Origin of the sequence: Streptomyces sp. NPDC020731 (assembly GCF_044334705.1) — a bacterium.
GTDB lineage: Bacteria > Actinomycetota > Actinomycetes > Streptomycetales > Streptomycetaceae > Streptomyces.
Genome location: NZ_JBIRTN010000012.1, coordinates 1 through 16247, shown reverse-complemented (window position 1 = coordinate 16247; position 16247 = coordinate 1). Strand labels below are relative to the sequence as shown.

Annotated in this window: 15 protein-coding genes and 1 pseudogene; 7 read left to right on the top strand and 9 right to left on the bottom strand. The window is 68.6% G+C overall.

The window, feature by feature from the left end:
• Positions 1 to 167: 167 nt before the first annotated feature.
• The 3 genes from ACH4VX_RS19585 to ACH4VX_RS19575 all read right to left on the bottom strand — a co-directional run bounded on the left by ACH4VX_RS19585 (position 168) and on the right by ACH4VX_RS19575 (position 1862).
• On the bottom strand, positions 168 to 878 hold the full coding sequence (locus ACH4VX_RS19585) for a YidC/Oxa1 family membrane protein insertase (RefSeq protein WP_398368661.1): 711 nt from the start codon (positions 876 to 878) through the stop codon (positions 168 to 170).
• Positions 879 to 981: 103 nt separating this feature from the next.
• Complete coding sequence (locus ACH4VX_RS19580; RefSeq protein WP_398368660.1) at positions 982 to 1296, bottom strand: DUF6412 domain-containing protein; 315 nt, start codon at positions 1294 to 1296, stop codon at positions 982 to 984.
• Between the two features lie 38 nt (positions 1297 to 1334).
• Positions 1335 to 1862, bottom strand: coding sequence for a winged helix-turn-helix transcriptional regulator (locus ACH4VX_RS19575; RefSeq protein WP_398368659.1), 528 nt, complete (start codon positions 1860 to 1862; stop codon positions 1335 to 1337).
• 152 nt (positions 1863 to 2014) lie between these two features.
• On the opposite strand from ACH4VX_RS19575, the gene ACH4VX_RS19570 reads away from it, so the two are divergent.
• Positions 2015 to 3436 (top strand): MFS transporter, encoded by a 1422-nt coding sequence (locus ACH4VX_RS19570; RefSeq protein ID WP_398368658.1) that lies wholly within the window; start codon positions 2015 to 2017, stop codon positions 3434 to 3436.
• Between the two features lie 63 nt (positions 3437 to 3499).
• On the top strand, positions 3500 to 4516 hold the full coding sequence (locus ACH4VX_RS19565; RefSeq protein WP_398368657.1) for an SEC-C domain-containing protein: 1017 nt from the start codon (positions 3500 to 3502) through the stop codon (positions 4514 to 4516).
• 27 nt (positions 4517 to 4543) lie between these two features.
• Here the strand turns inward: ACH4VX_RS19565 and ACH4VX_RS19560 are convergent, their stop codons facing one another.
• Positions 4544 to 5380 (bottom strand): MBL fold metallo-hydrolase, encoded by an 837-nt coding sequence (locus ACH4VX_RS19560; RefSeq protein WP_398368656.1) that lies wholly within the window; start codon positions 5378 to 5380, stop codon positions 4544 to 4546.
• 166 nt (positions 5381 to 5546) lie between these two features.
• Complete coding sequence (locus ACH4VX_RS19555) at positions 5547 to 6536, bottom strand: helix-turn-helix transcriptional regulator (protein ID WP_398368655.1); 990 nt, start codon at positions 6534 to 6536, stop codon at positions 5547 to 5549.
• Between the two features lie 93 nt (positions 6537 to 6629).
• Between ACH4VX_RS19555 and ACH4VX_RS19550 the strand changes: the two genes are divergently transcribed.
• Positions 6630 to 7028 carry a VOC family protein gene (locus tag ACH4VX_RS19550; RefSeq protein WP_398368654.1) on the top strand — a complete coding sequence of 133 codons (399 nt, stop codon included), beginning with the start codon at positions 6630 to 6632 and terminating at the stop codon, positions 7026 to 7028.
• Positions 7029 to 7267: 239 nt separating this feature from the next.
• Positions 7268 to 8632, top strand: a complete 1365-nt coding sequence (locus ACH4VX_RS19545; protein WP_398368653.1) for a S28 family serine protease — start codon at positions 7268 to 7270, stop codon at positions 8630 to 8632.
• Positions 8633 to 8754: 122 nt separating this feature from the next.
• On the opposite strand, the pseudogene ACH4VX_RS19540 reads toward ACH4VX_RS19545, so the two are convergent.
• The 3 genes and pseudogenes from ACH4VX_RS19540 to ACH4VX_RS19530 form a co-directional block, all read right to left on the bottom strand.
• Positions 8755 to 9078: pseudogene (locus tag ACH4VX_RS19540) on the bottom strand (dienelactone hydrolase family protein); the annotation flags it as partial.
• A 183-nt stretch (positions 9079 to 9261) separates the two neighbouring features.
• Positions 9262 to 9756 (bottom strand): hypothetical protein, encoded by a 495-nt coding sequence (locus ACH4VX_RS19535; protein ID WP_398368652.1) that lies wholly within the window; start codon positions 9754 to 9756, stop codon positions 9262 to 9264.
• Positions 9757 to 9867: 111 nt separating this feature from the next.
• Positions 9868 to 10911, bottom strand: coding sequence for a YDG/SRA domain-containing protein (locus tag ACH4VX_RS19530; protein WP_398368651.1), 1044 nt, complete (start codon positions 10909 to 10911; stop codon positions 9868 to 9870).
• A 162-nt stretch (positions 10912 to 11073) separates the two neighbouring features.
• Here ACH4VX_RS19530 and ACH4VX_RS19525 point away from each other — a divergent pair, with 162 nt between their 5' ends.
• Positions 11074 to 14229: a DUF3427 domain-containing protein gene (locus tag ACH4VX_RS19525; protein ID WP_398368650.1), complete on the top strand. Its 3156-nt coding sequence runs from the start codon at positions 11074 to 11076 to the stop codon at positions 14227 to 14229.
• Positions 14230 to 14232: 3 nt separating this feature from the next.
• Here the strand turns inward: ACH4VX_RS19525 and ACH4VX_RS19520 are convergent, their stop codons facing one another.
• Positions 14233 to 14892, bottom strand: a complete 660-nt coding sequence (locus tag ACH4VX_RS19520; protein ID WP_398368649.1) for an ATP-binding protein — start codon at positions 14890 to 14892, stop codon at positions 14233 to 14235.
• Positions 14893 to 15094: 202 nt separating this feature from the next.
• On the opposite strand from ACH4VX_RS19520, the gene ACH4VX_RS19515 reads away from it, so the two are divergent.
• Positions 15095 to 15940, top strand: coding sequence for a helix-turn-helix domain-containing protein (locus ACH4VX_RS19515; RefSeq protein ID WP_398368648.1), 846 nt, complete (start codon positions 15095 to 15097; stop codon positions 15938 to 15940).
• Positions 15940 to 16137, top strand: coding sequence for a DUF397 domain-containing protein (locus ACH4VX_RS19510; protein ID WP_398368647.1), 198 nt, complete (start codon positions 15940 to 15942; stop codon positions 16135 to 16137). The genes ACH4VX_RS19515 and ACH4VX_RS19510 overlap by 1 nt, the downstream gene beginning before the upstream one ends.
• Positions 16138 to 16247 lie beyond the last annotated feature (110 nt).

The following is a 16247-nucleotide window of genomic DNA, read 5'->3' as shown; positions in this document are numbered from 1 at the left end:
TGCACCCGACCCCCAGGGGCGCGGGGAACCGCGCACACCCAGCCCCGTACCCCCACACCTGCCGGCCAACGGCAACCCCGACTTCCCAGGGGCGCGGGGAACTGCGCACCCAGCCCCCACACCCGTCAGCCAACGGCAACCCCGACCCGGCCCGGCTCGGCCCGCGCTCAGCGGTACAGCACGGCCCGCTCCGCCACGCTCCACGTCGTACTGGTCACCATGTACAGCGCGGCCGCCAGCGGCATGACGGCGACGGTGACGAGCGTGAAGAAGGACATGAACGGCATCACCCTGGTCACCGCCCCCAGTCCCGGCACCTGCTCCCCCGCACCGGCCGTCACGGGGTTGGCGGCCATCATCCGCCGGGACAGCCGGTAGCCGAACCAGGCGACCACGGTGACGACCGCGAACAGTCCGACGTACACGAGTCCGGGCCCGCCGAACACCCCGCCGTCCCCGAGCGCGTCCGCCCACCTGTCGCCGAGCGGCGCCTCGAACAGCCGGTGTCCGAGCAGCTCGTTGGCCCGTCCGCCGATCGTCTCGCTGGAGAAGAGGTGGTACAGCAGGAAGAACGCGGGCAGTTGGAGCAGGCTGGGCAGGCATCCGGAGAGCGGCGACACCTTCTCCCGCGCGTGCAGTTCCAGTACGGCCCGCTGCAGCTTCTCGGGGTCGCGGCCGTGTTTGCGGCGCAGCTCGGCGATGCGCGGCTGGAGCGCCGCCCGGGCCTTCTGTCCGCGCGCGGCGGCCCGGGACAAGGGGTGGACGAGGAGTCGTACGAGGGCGGTGAACAGGACGATCGCGGCGGCCGCCGCGGAGACGCCGAACAGCGGCTGGAGCAGGTCGGCCAGGTGCTCGACCAGGCTGGCGAAGACGGACATGGGTGAGCCCTCCGGGGGTCTCGTCGTGCCGGGAGTACGGATGGCGGCATGACGACCCGCAGCAGGGCGTGGTGAACGTACGTGAACGTACGGAAGAAGTGCCCTACGCGGCGGTCGCCGGGAGGGCGTGCCCCGGTGCCCGGGGTCTGGTGCGCCCCTTGGCGTCGGGGTCGCGCTGGGGCAGGAAGGCGGTGCGCCGGTCACGGTCACGCAGGGCCGTACGCACCCGGGTGGGCGCCACGGCGGGCACCCGGCGGGCGAGGACGAGCGCGCAGACGGTGAGCGCGGTACCGGCGGCGGCGGTCGCGGCGAGCGCGACGTCGACCACGGAGAGCCCGCCGGCGGCCGGCAGCAGGAGCAGGACGACCTGAACGACAGGCAGGAGCACGGCGACGAGCCGGACCGTCCGTCCGCGCATCACCCGCCCCCTCCCCCGCTCGTCTTCCGCTGTCTTCCTTATGCCGGATCGATCTCGACGGGCTGCAGCAGACGCTTCGGCTTGAGCAGTGCCCGGCTGACCGGATCCGCCGGGTCCGGATTGAGTCCGGGTCCCGGCAACACCTCAACGTCCGGTACGGGCACGATGGTTCCGCAGGCCGGACATTCGCCGTACGGGCCGAGTTCGGTACCGCAGTCGGCGTGCCGGAAGACCCGCAACCGGACCCGCGTGATGTGCTCGCGCCCCCACAGCCCGAGCGCCCGCAGAGTGGGCCACAGCGCGGTCCCGCGGTCGGTGAGGACGTACTCGTCCCGTGGTGGCGACTCCTGGTACCGGCGCTTCTCCAGGATCCCCTGCGCGGTCAGCGTCCGGAGGCGGGCGGCGAGGACCGCGCGCGGGATGCCGAGGTGGACGAGGAAGTCGTTGTAGCGCCGCACGCCGTAGAACGCGTCGCGGATGACGAGCAGCGTCCAGCGTTCCCCGATGACCTCGAGGGCGCTCGCGATCGAGCACTCCTGTGCCGCGTAGTCCTTGCCCAGTGTCATGCCGTCCACTGTAACCACTTTCCCCGCTGTTGGTTCAATGACCGAACTTGGAGTGCTACGGTTGGCCGCCCAGGAAGGTTCAATGAACGAACCCAGTCGACCCGGAAGCCCTCGTCACAGCGAGCCGATCCCGCAGAGGACCCCTGACAGACATGACCGGCACCGATTCCTCCCCCGCGACCGCGCGGACCGACGCCCCCACCGCCGTACGACCGGACGTCACCGCCCCCCGCCAGGACCCGCCCCCACACCCCGGCGCCACCCTCGCCCTGACCAGCGTCGCCACCGCCGTGGCGCTGATGACGTACACCGCGCCGATCGTCACGCTCCCCGACACCGCGGCCGCCCTGCACACCCCGCTGTCCGCCCAGGCCTGGCTGCTCAACGGCACCCCGCTGGGCCTGGCCGCCCTGCTCCTGGTCGCCGGCAGCCTCGCCGACGACTACGGCCGCCGCCGGATCTTCGTCTCCGGCACCCTCGCCCTCGGCATCACCACCGCACTGGGCGCCCTCGCCACCACCACCTGGCTGTTCACCCTGGCCCGCATCGCCCAGGGCGCGGCCAGCGCGGCCCTGCTGGCCAGCAGCCTCGGCCTGATCGTGCACGCCTTCCCGACACCGGCCGGCCGGCTGCGGGCGACAGGCGTGTGGGGCGCGTTCGTCACCGGCGGCATCGCGGTGGGCCCGCTGCTCGCCGCGGGGATACCCGACTGGCGCGCGGTGTACGGCGTCCTGGGCGCTGCCGCACTGGTCATCGCCGTTCTCGGCACCCGCGCACTCACCGAATCACGCTCACCGCGCGGAGGCCGGCCGGACTTCGCCGGGGCCGTCACCTTCGGCCTGGCCCTCGTCTCCCTGGTCGCGGCCCTCACCCTGGGCCGGGACGGCTGGCTGCGCACACCGGTGTGGCTGCTGCTCGCGGCGGCCGTCGTGCTCCTGACCGCGTTCGCACTGGTGGAGCGCCGCACCGCCACCCCCATGATCGACCTGTCCCTGCTGCGCCGCCCCGGCTTCCTCGCCTCCTCCGTCGGCGGCCTGTTCACGGGTCTGTCCGTGATCGGCCTGTTCAGCTTCCTGCCGGCGGTGCTCCAGCGCAGCCTCGGCATGTCCGCGATGGACACGGCATGGCTGACCCTGCTGTGGGCGGGCCTCGCCTTCGTCGTCGCCCTCCAGGCCCGCCGCCTGGCCGGCCGCGTCCCCACCCGGATCCAGCTGGCGATCGCCTTCGTCCTCCACGCGGTCGGTGTCCTGACGATGCTGGGCGCAGTCGGCGCGGGCTCCGCGGCCCGCTTCGTCCCGGGCATGATCGTCGCCGGGGCCGGCAGCGGCCTGCTCAACGCGGCGCTCCCCCTGCTCGCCGTCGAATCGGTCCCGCCGACCCGGGCCGCGATGGGATCCGGCGCCCAGCAGACCTTCCGCTACATCGGCTCCTGCGCCGGCGTCGCCCTGACCATCGCCGTCGCGACCTCGTCGAGCGGCGGGCCGGCCCGGGGCACGGACATCGCGATGGTGGTCTCGGTGGTCCTGGCACTGGTGGCGGCGGTGGCGGTCGTGGGCCTGCGGGAACGGGCGTAGGACGGCCCGCGGGACCCGACGCTCTCTCACCTTCTGTCACCGGTCGGCAGTACGGTGTCCCCCATGCGCCCCGACACGCCTGCCGAAAACGTCGACCACACCGCCGAAGCCGCCCGCCTGGAGCGGATCGCCGACCTCTACCCCGAGGACGCCGAGGCCCTGCTCCTGCGGGCCGCCGCCCACCGCGAACTCTCCGGCGACCGCCCCGCCGCGACCGCCCTCTACGACCGCCTGCTGGCCTCTTCCCTGGAACTGGACGACCCGTATCTGGTACGGGCCCTCAAGGCGTCCAACCTCCGGGAGTACGGCCACGAGGCGGAGGCCCGCGCGATCATCGACGGCATCCGCACGGCGGCCCCGCGCGACGCGGCCCCCTGGGTGATCGTCGCGGAGTCCCTGGAAGCGCACGACGAGCTGGAACAGGCGCAGGAGACGTTCACGCAGGCGGTACGCCTCCTCCTGACCGGCGTCGGGAAACCCCCGCGCGCCACCCACCCGCTCCTCTTCGGCCGCCACCGCGTGCGCAGGATGCTGGGCGCGGCGCACGACGAGTGGGACGCCCTGGCGGACACCGTCCACACCCTCCCGATCACCCTGGACGAACTCCACGACCCGAAGCGGGTGTGGTCCCTGGGCTCGGAGAACCCGGTGGAACTGGAGGCGGAGATCATCCGCCTGCGCGCGGAGCTGGGCGCGTACCGGGAGGCGTTGTCCCGCCCGTTCCCGGTGGCGGTGCTGCACTGGCCGGCCGGCGAACTGGCGGAACTGCTGTCGGCGTACCCGGCGCTCGCGGAGGAGTACCCGTCGCACGGGGAGCACCTGACGTCGATAGAGGCGGCCCTGCGCGAACTGGCCGCGTCCGGCACCGCGAACCTGGGCATCGTGACGGGCACGGTCCCGTCGTACGAGGCCTTCGCCGCCTCGGAGCTCACCTCCCCCACCGACCCGGCCCTGCTCCCGCAGTACGCCACGACGCTGGCGGCCCGGGGCCGGGCGGTGGCGTGGCCCCCGGAGCGGCCGGCGGCGTGCTGGTGCGGTTCGGGGCGGGCGTACGGGGAGTGCCACGGCGCGGACGTGTGACGGCTCCCCGGGGCGGAAACCTGCGGGTCAGGCCGTCGCCGGGTCGCCGACGGTCACCCGCTCACCCGGGGCGCACCGCACCAGGCGCGCGTCGTGGCCACGGCGCCCCGCCTCCGCGAGGAAGTCCTCCAGCGGGGATCGGAAGACCGTGTAGTCGCTGTGGTGGACGGGCAGCGCGCGTCGTGGGCGCAGCAGGTCGAGCAGGTCGGCGCCCTGCCCGGCGTCCATGGTGACCACCAGGCCGCCGGGCAGGGTCGTACCGCCGAGGTGCAGGACGGCCAGGTGGATGTCCGGGTAGCGCGCGGCGATCTCGCGCAGTCCGTCGTACATCAGGGTGTCGCCGGAGAGGTAGAGGACCAGCCGGGTCTCCCCCGAGCGGTCGCCGAACTCCAGCATGCTGCCCATCACGGGCGGCAGCAGGGCCCGCAGCGGGCCGGGCGCGTGGCGGCCGGGCAGCGAGGTGACCCGCACGGAGGAGTCCCCGTGCCGCAGCGCCTGACTCTGCCAGGTACGCAGCCCGGTGGCGCGGCGGAACCCGTACAGGCCCTTCAGCAGGCGGGCACCGTGCGGGGTGGTGACGAACGGCAGGCCCCGGTCCAGCCCGCGCCGGGCCACCCGGTCGAAGTGGTCGCCGTGCAGATGCGAGAGCACGACGGCGTCCAGGTCCGCGTGGGGCAGGTCCGCCACGTCCAGGGCGGGCTCGGTCAGCCGGCGTGAGCGGAGTCCGTACCCGAGGTGGGCAAACTGCCCGCGGTGCAGGAAGTTCGGATCGGTCAGCAGCGTCAGCTCCCCGTAGCGGATCAGCAGGGTGGCGTTGCCGATGAAGAGGATCTCCGCAGTGCCCTCGGGCGGATGCTGCCGCACGGCCGGCTCCCTCCGTCGTTCACGGGTCCCCGTACGCCCCGAGTGCGCGGCAGCGACGGATCCACACCCGCGCCGGCCGGTCACCCCGCCGGAACCCCGTCCGCCGGAACCCCCGCGTCCGGGGTGCGCGCCGGCTGCGCCGGCTCATGACATCGCTTCCTCGCGGTCAGGCCCGGCGGGCGTGGGACGTGAGGCGATCGGCGAGCGCGGTGACGAGGTCGCGCAGTTCATCGGGGCGCTCGATGACGAACGGCCGGTCGAGTGAGGCGAGTACCGGAGGCAACCAGTCGAGCCGCTCCGCCCGCAGCTCGACGCGCAGCCAGCGCTCGGTCGCCCGGTCCTGTCCTGCCGCGGGCTCGTGCTCCTCCAGGCTCGCGATGCCGGCGGGCAGGTGGGCGCGGATCTGCTCGACCGTCCCGTGGATCCGCAAGGTCACCTCATGCCGGTACTCGGCCGTGGCGAATCCTGACAACACGCGCTGTGCCGGACCGGGACCCACGGGCGCTTCGAACGAGCCGGGCAGGGTCCGCGCGTCCGCGATGCGATCGAGCCGGAAGGTCCGGTCCTCGCCGATCCGGGCGTCCCTGCCCGTGACGTACCACCGGCCCGCGTGCGCGACGATCCCGTACGCGTGCAGCGTGCGTTCACTGCGCCGTCCGTCGCGGCCGGTGTAGCGGATCGAGACCGGCCGGCGGTGGCGCACCGCGTCGGCGAGGGTGAGCAGGACCCCGGCGTCCGGGCTGTCGAACTCTCCGGGCGGTTCCGTGAAGGCGAGGGATTCCAGGAGGGTGTCGAGCCGGCGTGCGATGTGCCGGGGCAGCACCCGCCGGATCTTCGCCGATGCCGTCTCGTTCGCCGCGTGCTGCGCCGTCGTCAGCCCTGCTCGGCGGCCGGCGACCAGGCCGAGCAGCACGGCCAGCGCCTCGTCGTCGCTGAGCATGAGCGGAGGCAAGCGGTACCCGGGGGCGAGCCGGTACCCGCCGTAGCGGCCGCGCACCGATTCCACGGGCACGTCCAGGTCGATCAGCTGGTCCACATAGCGCCGCACGGTACGCCCCCCGACGCCGAGCCGGTCGGCCAGTTCGGCCACCGTCCGGGTGCCGCCCGACTGCAGCAGCTCCAGGAGTGTCAGCACGCGGGCAGTGGGTCGGGGCATGTACACAACCTAACGCGGATACAGGACCGATTCTGTCCACTATTTCTCCTAGCCTGCGACGTGCACGCCACCAGCACAACCAAGGAGATCCCCATGGAGTTCGTCTCGATCCGCATCATCACCAGCGACGTCGCACGCCTCGTCGAGTTCTACGAGCGAGCCACAGGGGTGCGGGCGACGTGGGCCACCGAGGACTTCGCCGAACTCAGGACCGCGGGCGCCACCCTCGCGATCGCCGGCACCCGCACCGTCCCGCTGTTCGCCCCGGGCTCCGCCCGCCCGGCGGACAACCACAGCGTGATCACCGAGTTCCTCGTCGACGACGTGGACCGCGTTCACCGGAACCTGACCGGTTTCGTCACCGACTTCGTCAACGAGCCCACCACGATGCCCTGGGGCAACCGGTCGCTGCTGTTCCGCGACCCCGACGGCAACCTCGTCAACTTCTTCACCCCCGTCACCCCGGCTGCCATCGAGAAGTTCGCACGCTGACACCACGCAGAGCCGCGGTCCCCTGCCAGGATCGAGTTCGTCAGACACCGCTCAGCGGCAGACACCGCGTAGCGGCCCCGCCGGCGGTCAGCACACCTCACCCGGCGCGGCGTAGCCGTACCCGCGTCCGACGTCTCCCCCTCGCGGGGGAGACGGATCCCCCGCGCACGGGATCTCCCGCACCACCCCGGCGGCTGTACTGGACGCAGCCGACACCAACGCCGAGAGAAGGACACCCGATGCGCACCTGGACGAGACGACGCCTGCTGCTCTCCGCCGCCTCGACGGCCGGACTCGCCGCGACGGCGTCCGTACCCGTACCGGCCCACGCCGTGACCGGGACGCCTCCCGCGCCCGACGACGCCGTGGTGCGGCGTCTGAACGCCCTGCCGGGCGTGCGGATCGTGGAGGAACGGCCGGGCGCCGAGCCGGGGTACCGCTTCTTCGTGCTCGGGCTGCGCCAGCCGGTCGACCACACCGACCCCTCGGCCGGTACGTTCGAGCAGCGCCTCACCCTGCTCCACACCTCCGCCGAGTGCCCCACCGTCCTGTTCACGACCGGTTACGAGGCCACGCCCACGCCCCGGCGCACCGAACCGACCGTCCTCCTGGGCGGTAACCAGCTCCAGGTCGAGCACCGTTACTTCGGCACCTCGATCCCCCGGCCCCACGACTACTCCCACCTGACCGTCCGCCAGGCCGCCGACGACCACCACCGCGTCGTCCGGGCCTTCCGCCGGCTCTACCCCGGCGCGTGGATCTCCACCGGCGGCAGCAAGGGTGGCATGGCGAGCGTGTACCACCGCCGCTTCCACCCCCACGACGTGGACGGCACCGTGGCCTACGCGGCCCCGAACAACGTCGACGACCGCGACGACTCCGCCTACCTCCGCTTCCTGGCCACCGTGGGCACACCCGCCGACCGCCAGGCGATCGAAGCGGTCCAGCGCCGGCTCCTCCTCCACCGTGCGGAGCTGGTCACCCGCTACGAGGCCGCGACGACCGCCACCGGGGACGGCTTCCGCATCGTCGGCAGCGCCGACAAGGCGTTCGAGGTCGCCGTCCTGCGCGTTCCCTTCATGTTCTGGCAGAACGGCGGCAGCCCGGCGGACCTCGCCGCCGTACCCGGCCCGGACGCCACCACCGACGAGCTGTACACCTGGCTGGACCGCACGACGGGCCTGGCCCTCTACGCCGACACGAACGCCCGCGCGTACATCCCGTACTGGTACCAGCTCGGCACCCAACTGGGTTACCTCAGCGTCCCCACCGCCCACCTGGCCGATCTGCTGCGCCACCCGGACGCCATCGAGCCGCGTACCTTCGTCCCCCGCGACATCCCCCTGCGCTTCGACACCGGCGCGATGCCGGACATCGACCGCTGGGTCCGCCGCAGCGGCAGCCGCCTGCTGTTCGTCAACGGGACGCGGGACCCCTCGGTCGCCGAACCCTTCCGCCCCGGCCCCCGCGACTCCCGCCTCCTGTGGGCCCCCGGAGCCAACCACCACACGAGCATCGCCGCACTCTCCGCGACGGACCGCGCCGAGGCCACCGCCATGCTCACCCGCTGGGCCGCCCGCGGCACGCGGGCGCCGCGTCCGTGAGCACCGTGCGCCCATGGACCACCCCGACACCCCGCCCACCCGGACCTGCCGCCGCCTCCCCCTCAACCACGAGTCCCACCCCTGAGCGGTGAAAGATCGGTTTCCGAGCCGGAGCCCCAGCTGTCGGCCAGTGTGCGGTCGAGGAGGGGGAGCAGGCGGTCCCAGTGGCGCTGCAGCCCGGCCATGAGCGCGGGCCGGACCTCTTCTCCGATGTGCTCGGGAAGTTCGATCAGCGGTGCCGGGCCGTGCCGGTAGAAGAAGTTGGGCACGAGTACGCAGTACCCGTGCCCGGCCAGTTCGCAGGCCATCTCCCGCAGCACGGGCCGGATGCCGAAGCCGTCCGCGTACATCAGCACCCCCGGGCGCCGCCCGCCCCCGTCGGGGAAGGCGGCGAAGGCGTCGGCCCGGCCGTCCGTGGTGGGAATGTGCAGCGTCCTGGTGAGCATGAATTCTCCTGTCGTGATTGATGTATCGGGCCTGTGAACAGCCGCCCGGCCCGTGCGCCCGCCTCCCGCGACCGGGTTGGCTGTCTCGCGGGAGCAGCCGCGGAGCGCGACCCCGGCGCTCCCACTTCTCACCTGGGTGACCTCGTCGGCGCCCTCATCGGCGAGGTCCCACAACGCGGGGACTCAATCCCCGATGTCGTCCAGGGCCGACCGCGCTGCCGCAGTGAACTCGCCCATCCGCTCCGAGAGCCGGGCCACTTCGACGGCGTGACGCTCCACGAAGCGGACGTTGCCGTCCGGGGCGTTCGCCGGCGAGTCACGCAGGGCAAGGAGGGTCGTCTGCATCGACTTGAGCGTGGTGTAGACGCTCCGCGCGACCTGCTCCACCGTCTCCGGCCCCTCGACGGCGAGATTGGCCCAAGCGGCCTGCGCAAGCGCCAACTGCCCTTGGGCATGCTGCATCCTGCGATCGACTTCCTCGGTGTCCCTCTCGCCCACGAACGCACGACCGGCCAGCTTCAGAGCGTGCCGGCACTCGGTCGCCGGAGCGAGGAAGGCGCTGTAAGCGTCCCGACGCACCTGCCTACGCCAGTGCGCATGCTCGGCCCTCGCCTGGGCCTGCACCTGCTGCCGCGCCGACCACCCTGTGATCGCCGAGGCGAGGACGGTGCCCGCCACACCGACTGTCGCTCCGAGCAACGCCGCTAATCCTTGATCCACGAGGGGTGTGTCTACCGCACTCGTCACCTCATTGCCATGCTGTCACCTTCTGGCGCGAGCACCCGTAGCTCACGGCTCCTGATCGGAAGCGCTCTGCTCCCAGTACCTCCGGTGATGGCGAAAGTACTCCGGGTGGACCCGGTGGCTGTCCTTCACGGTGAGCTTCGGCAGGAGCCTCGCGCCTGCGAGGTCTGATCGCACGATGACGGACCAGTCTTCATCCACTGTGATCGCGCCAATGTCGAGTCGCACATGACAGTTGGGGCAAAGACACAGGATGTTGGGCTCGACGTCGGGGCCGTGATGGGGCTTCCCCAGAGGTCGTATGTGGGCGCCCTGACTGTATGGGCTACCATCCGGACCCGTCAGACGCAGGCCACACAGCTGACACTCCCCGTCATAGAGTTGCTTGATCCGTTGTGCGGCAGCCGTGTCCCTGATCAGGCGGCGCACTCGCATGCTGCGCGAGCGCGGGAACTTCTCCACGTCCCACTGCTCACCAGGCGGCTCTTCGCCTTCCTGCTGTCCGTCGCCTTGCTCATCTTGCTCGTGGTCGAGCTCTTCCAATACGTCGATGACATGCCGTTCGACCGGCGTCTGCACCTGCTCCTGGTCACGCAAGCGCCTCAGGTCAAACTGGCAGATATCAATCGGCGAACCATCAGGAGCCGGGTACTTGGAGGGCGCCGTGCGCACCTCCGTGATCTCGTACAGGCCGTCGTATCTGTAGGAGTCGAAGGGCGAGTACCGCGGATCTCCCTCGTAGCCTCGGATCACGCGGATGGGATGGCCACGCTCATAGCTGAGCAGGAGCGCAGCATTGTCCGGGTAGGACCACGACTGGCTGCGGAGGAGCCTTCCGGTGGATTCGTCCTTGTCCTTCCCCTCCGAAGCCCCCGTGTATCGGATCCACTCCCAGTGGTCCTCGTCGTCCACATAGCCGCCGTGCAGGACGATCGCATCCCCGACCTTGCTGCCGTCCTTGTCGAGCAGCCAAGAGATGCCTTTCTGGTTCGTCTGGTGCAGTTTCGCGTGCTGCACATTTTTTCGCCGATGGAAGACCATGCCGACGGGCACGCCCTCTATATGTCCGATGACACGTTCGATTTTCACCCATCCATACTGGATCGAGAGTGATCGTTTTTTACCGAACTCCTCCTCAGCGAAGCCGAGTTGTGACCGTCCAGCGGACAGTGTCGGCCAACCTCACCCTGGGCTGTCAGAGCTCTCTGTTACACATGAGCCGAGTTGTCCGGCGTGATCAAAGGAGTTCGTGTGTCTGAGCTGGAGGATCTGTCCCAACCTGCCGCGGGCCTGTATGAGCAACTGATCACGCTCCGTTTCGAGCAGAAGCTTCAGCAGCTCTCCCAACTTGGCTGGCATCCAATGAGCGAAGCAGTGGGCTCGGAGTCGGTCCCTCACGTACTTGCACGACACGTCTCACACACCGTGCGTCGCGTTCTGCAGAACTTGCCTGCTGAGGAGCGCGTGCACGCGGCCAACCACATCCTGGAGTCCATCGGCACGCTGAAGGGCGCCCAAGAATGGGTGGACCTCGTCGCAGATGGCCCTCAGCAGCTCCTAGCGATCACGCGGCAGGAGGCGCCAGGAGTCTTCGCCGTACGCCCCGGCATCCCGCTCTCAGATACCGCGCTCCTGACCAACTCTCCCGAGGACCCCAGCCTCGGATTCGAACTGCGCGCAGAGCTCGCTACGGCCGACCGCGTGGATCTCCTGTGCGCCTTCGTCAAGTGGCACGGGTTGCGGGTCATTGAGCGGTCCTTGCGTGCGGCTTATGAGCGGGGGGTGCCGATACGGGTCTTGACCACGACGTACATTGGCGCCACTGAGCGGCGGGCGTTGGACCGCTTGGTCGAGGACTTCGGAGCCGAGGTCAAGGTCAACTACGAGACGCGTTCGACGCGGCTCCACGCCAAGGCCTGGCTGTTCCGACGGGACAGCGGTTACGACACCGCGTACGTCGGTAGCTCAAATCTGTCGAAGGCCGCTCTCCTCGATGGTCTGGAGTGGAACGTTCGCTTGTCCTCCGTAGCCACGCCCGATGTGATGCGGAAGTTTGAAGCGACGTTCGAGTCGTACTGGAATGACCCGTCCTTCGAGGTATACGACCCTGACACCGATGGCAGTCGCCTGCAAGAAGCGCTGGCAGTGGCTGGCGGTGCGCCGTCAGCAGACAGGGTCATCACACTGTCCGGCCTTGAGGTACGGCCGTATCCCTATCAGCGAGACATGCTTGAGCGCCTTGACGTCGAGCGTGAGGTCCATGATCGGCACCAGAACCTCTTGGTAGCGGCGACCGGCACGGGCAAGACCGTCATGGCTGCACTTGACTACAGGCAGCTCCGCGAGAGACGTGGGCGCGATTTGCACCTCCTGTTCGTCGCTCATCGCAAGGAAATCTTGCAGCAGTCCTTGCGGACCTATCAGGACATCTTGCTCGATGCGAACTTCGGGGAGCCCCTGCATAGCGGCGAGATCCCAGAGCGCTGGACGCACGTGTTTGCGAGCGTCCAGTCACTCAACGCACGGATGCTTGATCGTCTCGCACCCGATCACTTCGACGTCATCGTGATCGATGAGTTCCACCACGGAACTTCACCGACCTACCGGAAAATCATTGATCACTTCCGGCCGATGGAGTTGCTGGGCCTGACTGCCACGCCGGAGCGCATGGACGGAAAAAACATTCAGGACGAGTTCTTCGACGGTCGTATCGCCGCCGAGATGCGACTGTGGGAAGCCCTGGACAACAAGCTCCTGTGCCCCTTCCACTACTTCGGCATCAGTGACACCACTGACCTGAGCGACGTGGAGTGGAAGCGCGGAGCGTATGACGTCAGCGCGCTCAGCAACGTTCTGACAGGCAACAAGGTCCGCGCTGGCCTCGTCGTCAAGGCCGTCGAGGAAAAGGTGGCAGACCCCCACCACATGCGAGCCTTGGGGTTTTGCGTCTCCGTCGCTCATGCGCACTTCATGGCGGAGGCCTTCCGTTCGGCTGGCTTCAACGCCGTCGCGGTCTCCGGGGAGACGCCGGCCGATCAGCGGCGGCAGGCGCTCGCGGACCTGAGATCAGGAGCACTTCAGGTGGTCTTCTCGGTCGACCTCTTCAACGAAGGCGTCGATGTCCCGGATGTGGACACCTTGCTTCTCCTCCGTCCGACGTCGAGCGCGACTGTGTTCCTTCAGCAGCTCGGTCGTGGACTACGGCGTTCCGGCAACAAAGCCGTGCTGACCGTGCTGGACTTCATCGGCCAGCACCGTAAGGAGTTCCGTTTCGAGAACCAGTTCCGTGCCCTCACGAACCTGACGCGCAAGCGGCTGCTGGACCACATCGAGCATGACTTCCCGAAGCTCCCCTCCGGCTGCGAGATCGTGCTGGAGGAGAAGGCGAAGCACACCATCATCGCCAACATCAAGGACCAGCTCAGCGTCAACGTGACCACTCTGGCGCGTGAAGTGGCCGACTACGGAGAGCCCCTTCTCGGCCGCTACCTGGAGGAGAGCGGCCGAGACATTCAGGAGGTGTACCGAGGAAACGGGAACTCCTGGACGGGGCTACTCCGACGCTCCGACCTGACGGACCGCGAGGCACCTGAAGGGGAGGCCACTCTCCTCAAGCGGGTGCCTGCGTTCCTGCATGTCGACGACCCTCTGCGAGTGGACGCCTACACACGCATACTCGAAGACGACGCCGCTTCTTACAGTGACCTCGATGAACAAGGGAAGGCTTACGCCCGCATGCTGTTCTTCCAGCTGTGGCCGCTGGGCGGCATTACGAGGAAGGGCTTTGCAAGCTACGAAGCGGGGTTTTCCGCCCTCCGAAAGCAGCAGGCCTTCCGTAGCGAGCTACGCCAGGTACTGGCCTACAACCTCGCCCATACCGAGCACGTACCGATTCCCCTCCTCGGCGTGGCCGGTGACCGGAGTATCCCCCTGACCGTGCATGCCTCCTACAGTCGAGAAGAGATTCTTCCTGCACTCGGCCAGGCGGACATCGGAGGCTTTATGCCCGGTGACTTTCGCGAGGGCGTGAAGTGGTGCGAGTCAATCGCGACGGATGCGCTCCTCATCACCTTGGAGAAGGATGAGAAGGACTTTTCCCCTCAAACTCGCTACCACGACTTCGCACTGAGTGAGACGCAGTTCCACTGGGAGTCCCAGAACCAAACCTCCGAGACGTCCCCGACCGGGTTGAGGTATCAACATCATGTCGCCGAGGGTAGCCAGGTGTTGCTCTTCGTCCGCCGCTACAAGACCACTGATATAGGCGGCGCTCAGCCTTGGATGCTTCTGGGACCTGCTGAGTACCAGAGCCATGAGGGCAGCAAACCGATGGCCATCACCTGGAAGTTGAAACATGAGCTCCCGGCGGATGTGCTGTCGTACGCCAAGGCAGTAGCGGCGGGCTGACCGTCAGCGGGAGACGCGGGTCGCCTCCAACTCGGCCTCGAAGTGTGTCTGGGCGCGGTCCAGGATTTCATCCGTGTCATGGCCGTGCGTCTGGAGCCAGTGCAGCAGGTCGGCGATGACATCGATGGCGGCTGCTTCTGCCGCCATCGCACCCAGCCGACTGCGCCGGGAGGTGCTGAACAGCTCGCCGTCACCATAGGAGCTGAGAACCTTGGCGGCTCTCGTAATGCGCGCGCCAGCATGTCCATCGAGTGCGGCCGGGGTGGCGACGAACTCGCACCACGTCACCTTGCTGTCGTCGTGCAGTTCGATGCCCCAGCGTTCCGTCAGGGCGTCAATGAGCGCCATGCCTCGTCCACTTTCCGCGTCGTCACTCGCCTCTACGAGCACGGGAAGGGAACGGGCGTCCGGGTCTCGCAGCTCGATGCGGAGGCGGGCGTCTCTCAGGGAGACGGTGAGGTTGGCGGGGGTGCCGCAACCGACGTGCGTGATCACGTTGGACACGAGCTCACTGACACACAGTTGGGCTGAGTCACCGAGTTCTTGCAGCCCCCAGTCACTCAGCCGGGTCCGTACGAGACCGCGTAGGACTGCGACCTCCTCTGGTTCAGCAAGGAACGAAAACCCCCAGGACGCCAAGGGGATGTTGGCGGATTCATCCACGGTTCTACTCCTGCCTGGGACACGATGGTTACTCCATGAAGCACGTCCCACACCGAGAGTTGCATTGAAACTCTCAAAATGGAACTCTCATTAGCGGCTTGCTGGAGCGCGTTACTGCCGTACGCGCCCCCGGCGCACACCGTCTTGCCGTTCTTCCCGGCGGGCGCCAATGATCATTCGACGGACAAGAAGGGCTTGATCCATGGCAGTTGGACCCACCACCCGAAGGCGCCAATTGGGCGCCGACCTGCGACGACTCCGTGAGCTGAAGGGGTTGACGCTAGAGGAAGCGGGTGCCCGAGTCGGCATCTCGAAAGCAACCCTCAGCCGCTACGAAACCAAGGAAGGCACAGTCAAGTGGCCAGCCGTCGACGCCTTGTGCCGTGAGTACGGAGCGACAGACGAGGAACGCCTTGCATTGGTCGAGCTGGCCAAGGGCGCCAAGATCCAAGGCTGGTGGCGCTCCCTCGCCGATCCCATCCCCGAGTCCATGAACCTCATGCTCACCCTCGAAGACGAGGTTGTGCGCGAGGATCACTACGCCTGCATGTACATCCCCGGACTGCTCCAAACCCGCGTATACGCCGAAGCCGTCCACCGCGCCTCGGAAGTGCGGTGCGAGGAGCGCGAGGTCCAACACATGGTCGACATTCGTATGAAGCGGCAGGAGTTGCTGGACCGCCAGGAGCCGCCGCGCATCTGGGCCGTGATCGACGAGGCAGCGTTGCGGCGGCAGGTAGGCGGCCCGGAGGTCATGCGGAAGCAGTTGCAACACCTGCTCGCGTTGACTGAACGCCCGCACATCAACGTGCAGGTTCTTCCTTTCGCGCGAGGCGCTCACGCAGCCGCCGTCGGTAGCTTCGCCTTCCTACGCGGACAAGCTCCCGAACTGGATGTGGTGTACGTAGACCTCCTCGGCGGTGGGTTGTTCATGGAGAAGCCGGAGGAACTGGAGCGTTATAGGTTGGCGTTCGAGTACCTCAGCGCACAGGCACTCGATTTTGAGTCCTCCACAGACCTCATCGAGCGGATCAGCAAGGAGCCCTGATGACGGCACCGTCACAGCCCACCTGGTTCAAGTCCTCCTACAGCGGCGGCAGCGGCACCGAGTGCGTGGAGTGCGCATACACCGCGACCGGCACACTGATACGTGACTCAAAGCGGGCGAATGGTCCCGTTCTCCACGTCGCGACGGAGCCTTGGCTCATGTTCGTACGGTCTGTGACGCACGGTGCGCCGAGATAGCGCCAGAGGCGAGTGTGAACCGTTCCGGGTTCGGTAGGGACTCGATCATTTGAGAGGATCGAGTCATGGCACGTCCTTCCCAGTACCCGCTTGAGCTGCGCCGTCGTGCG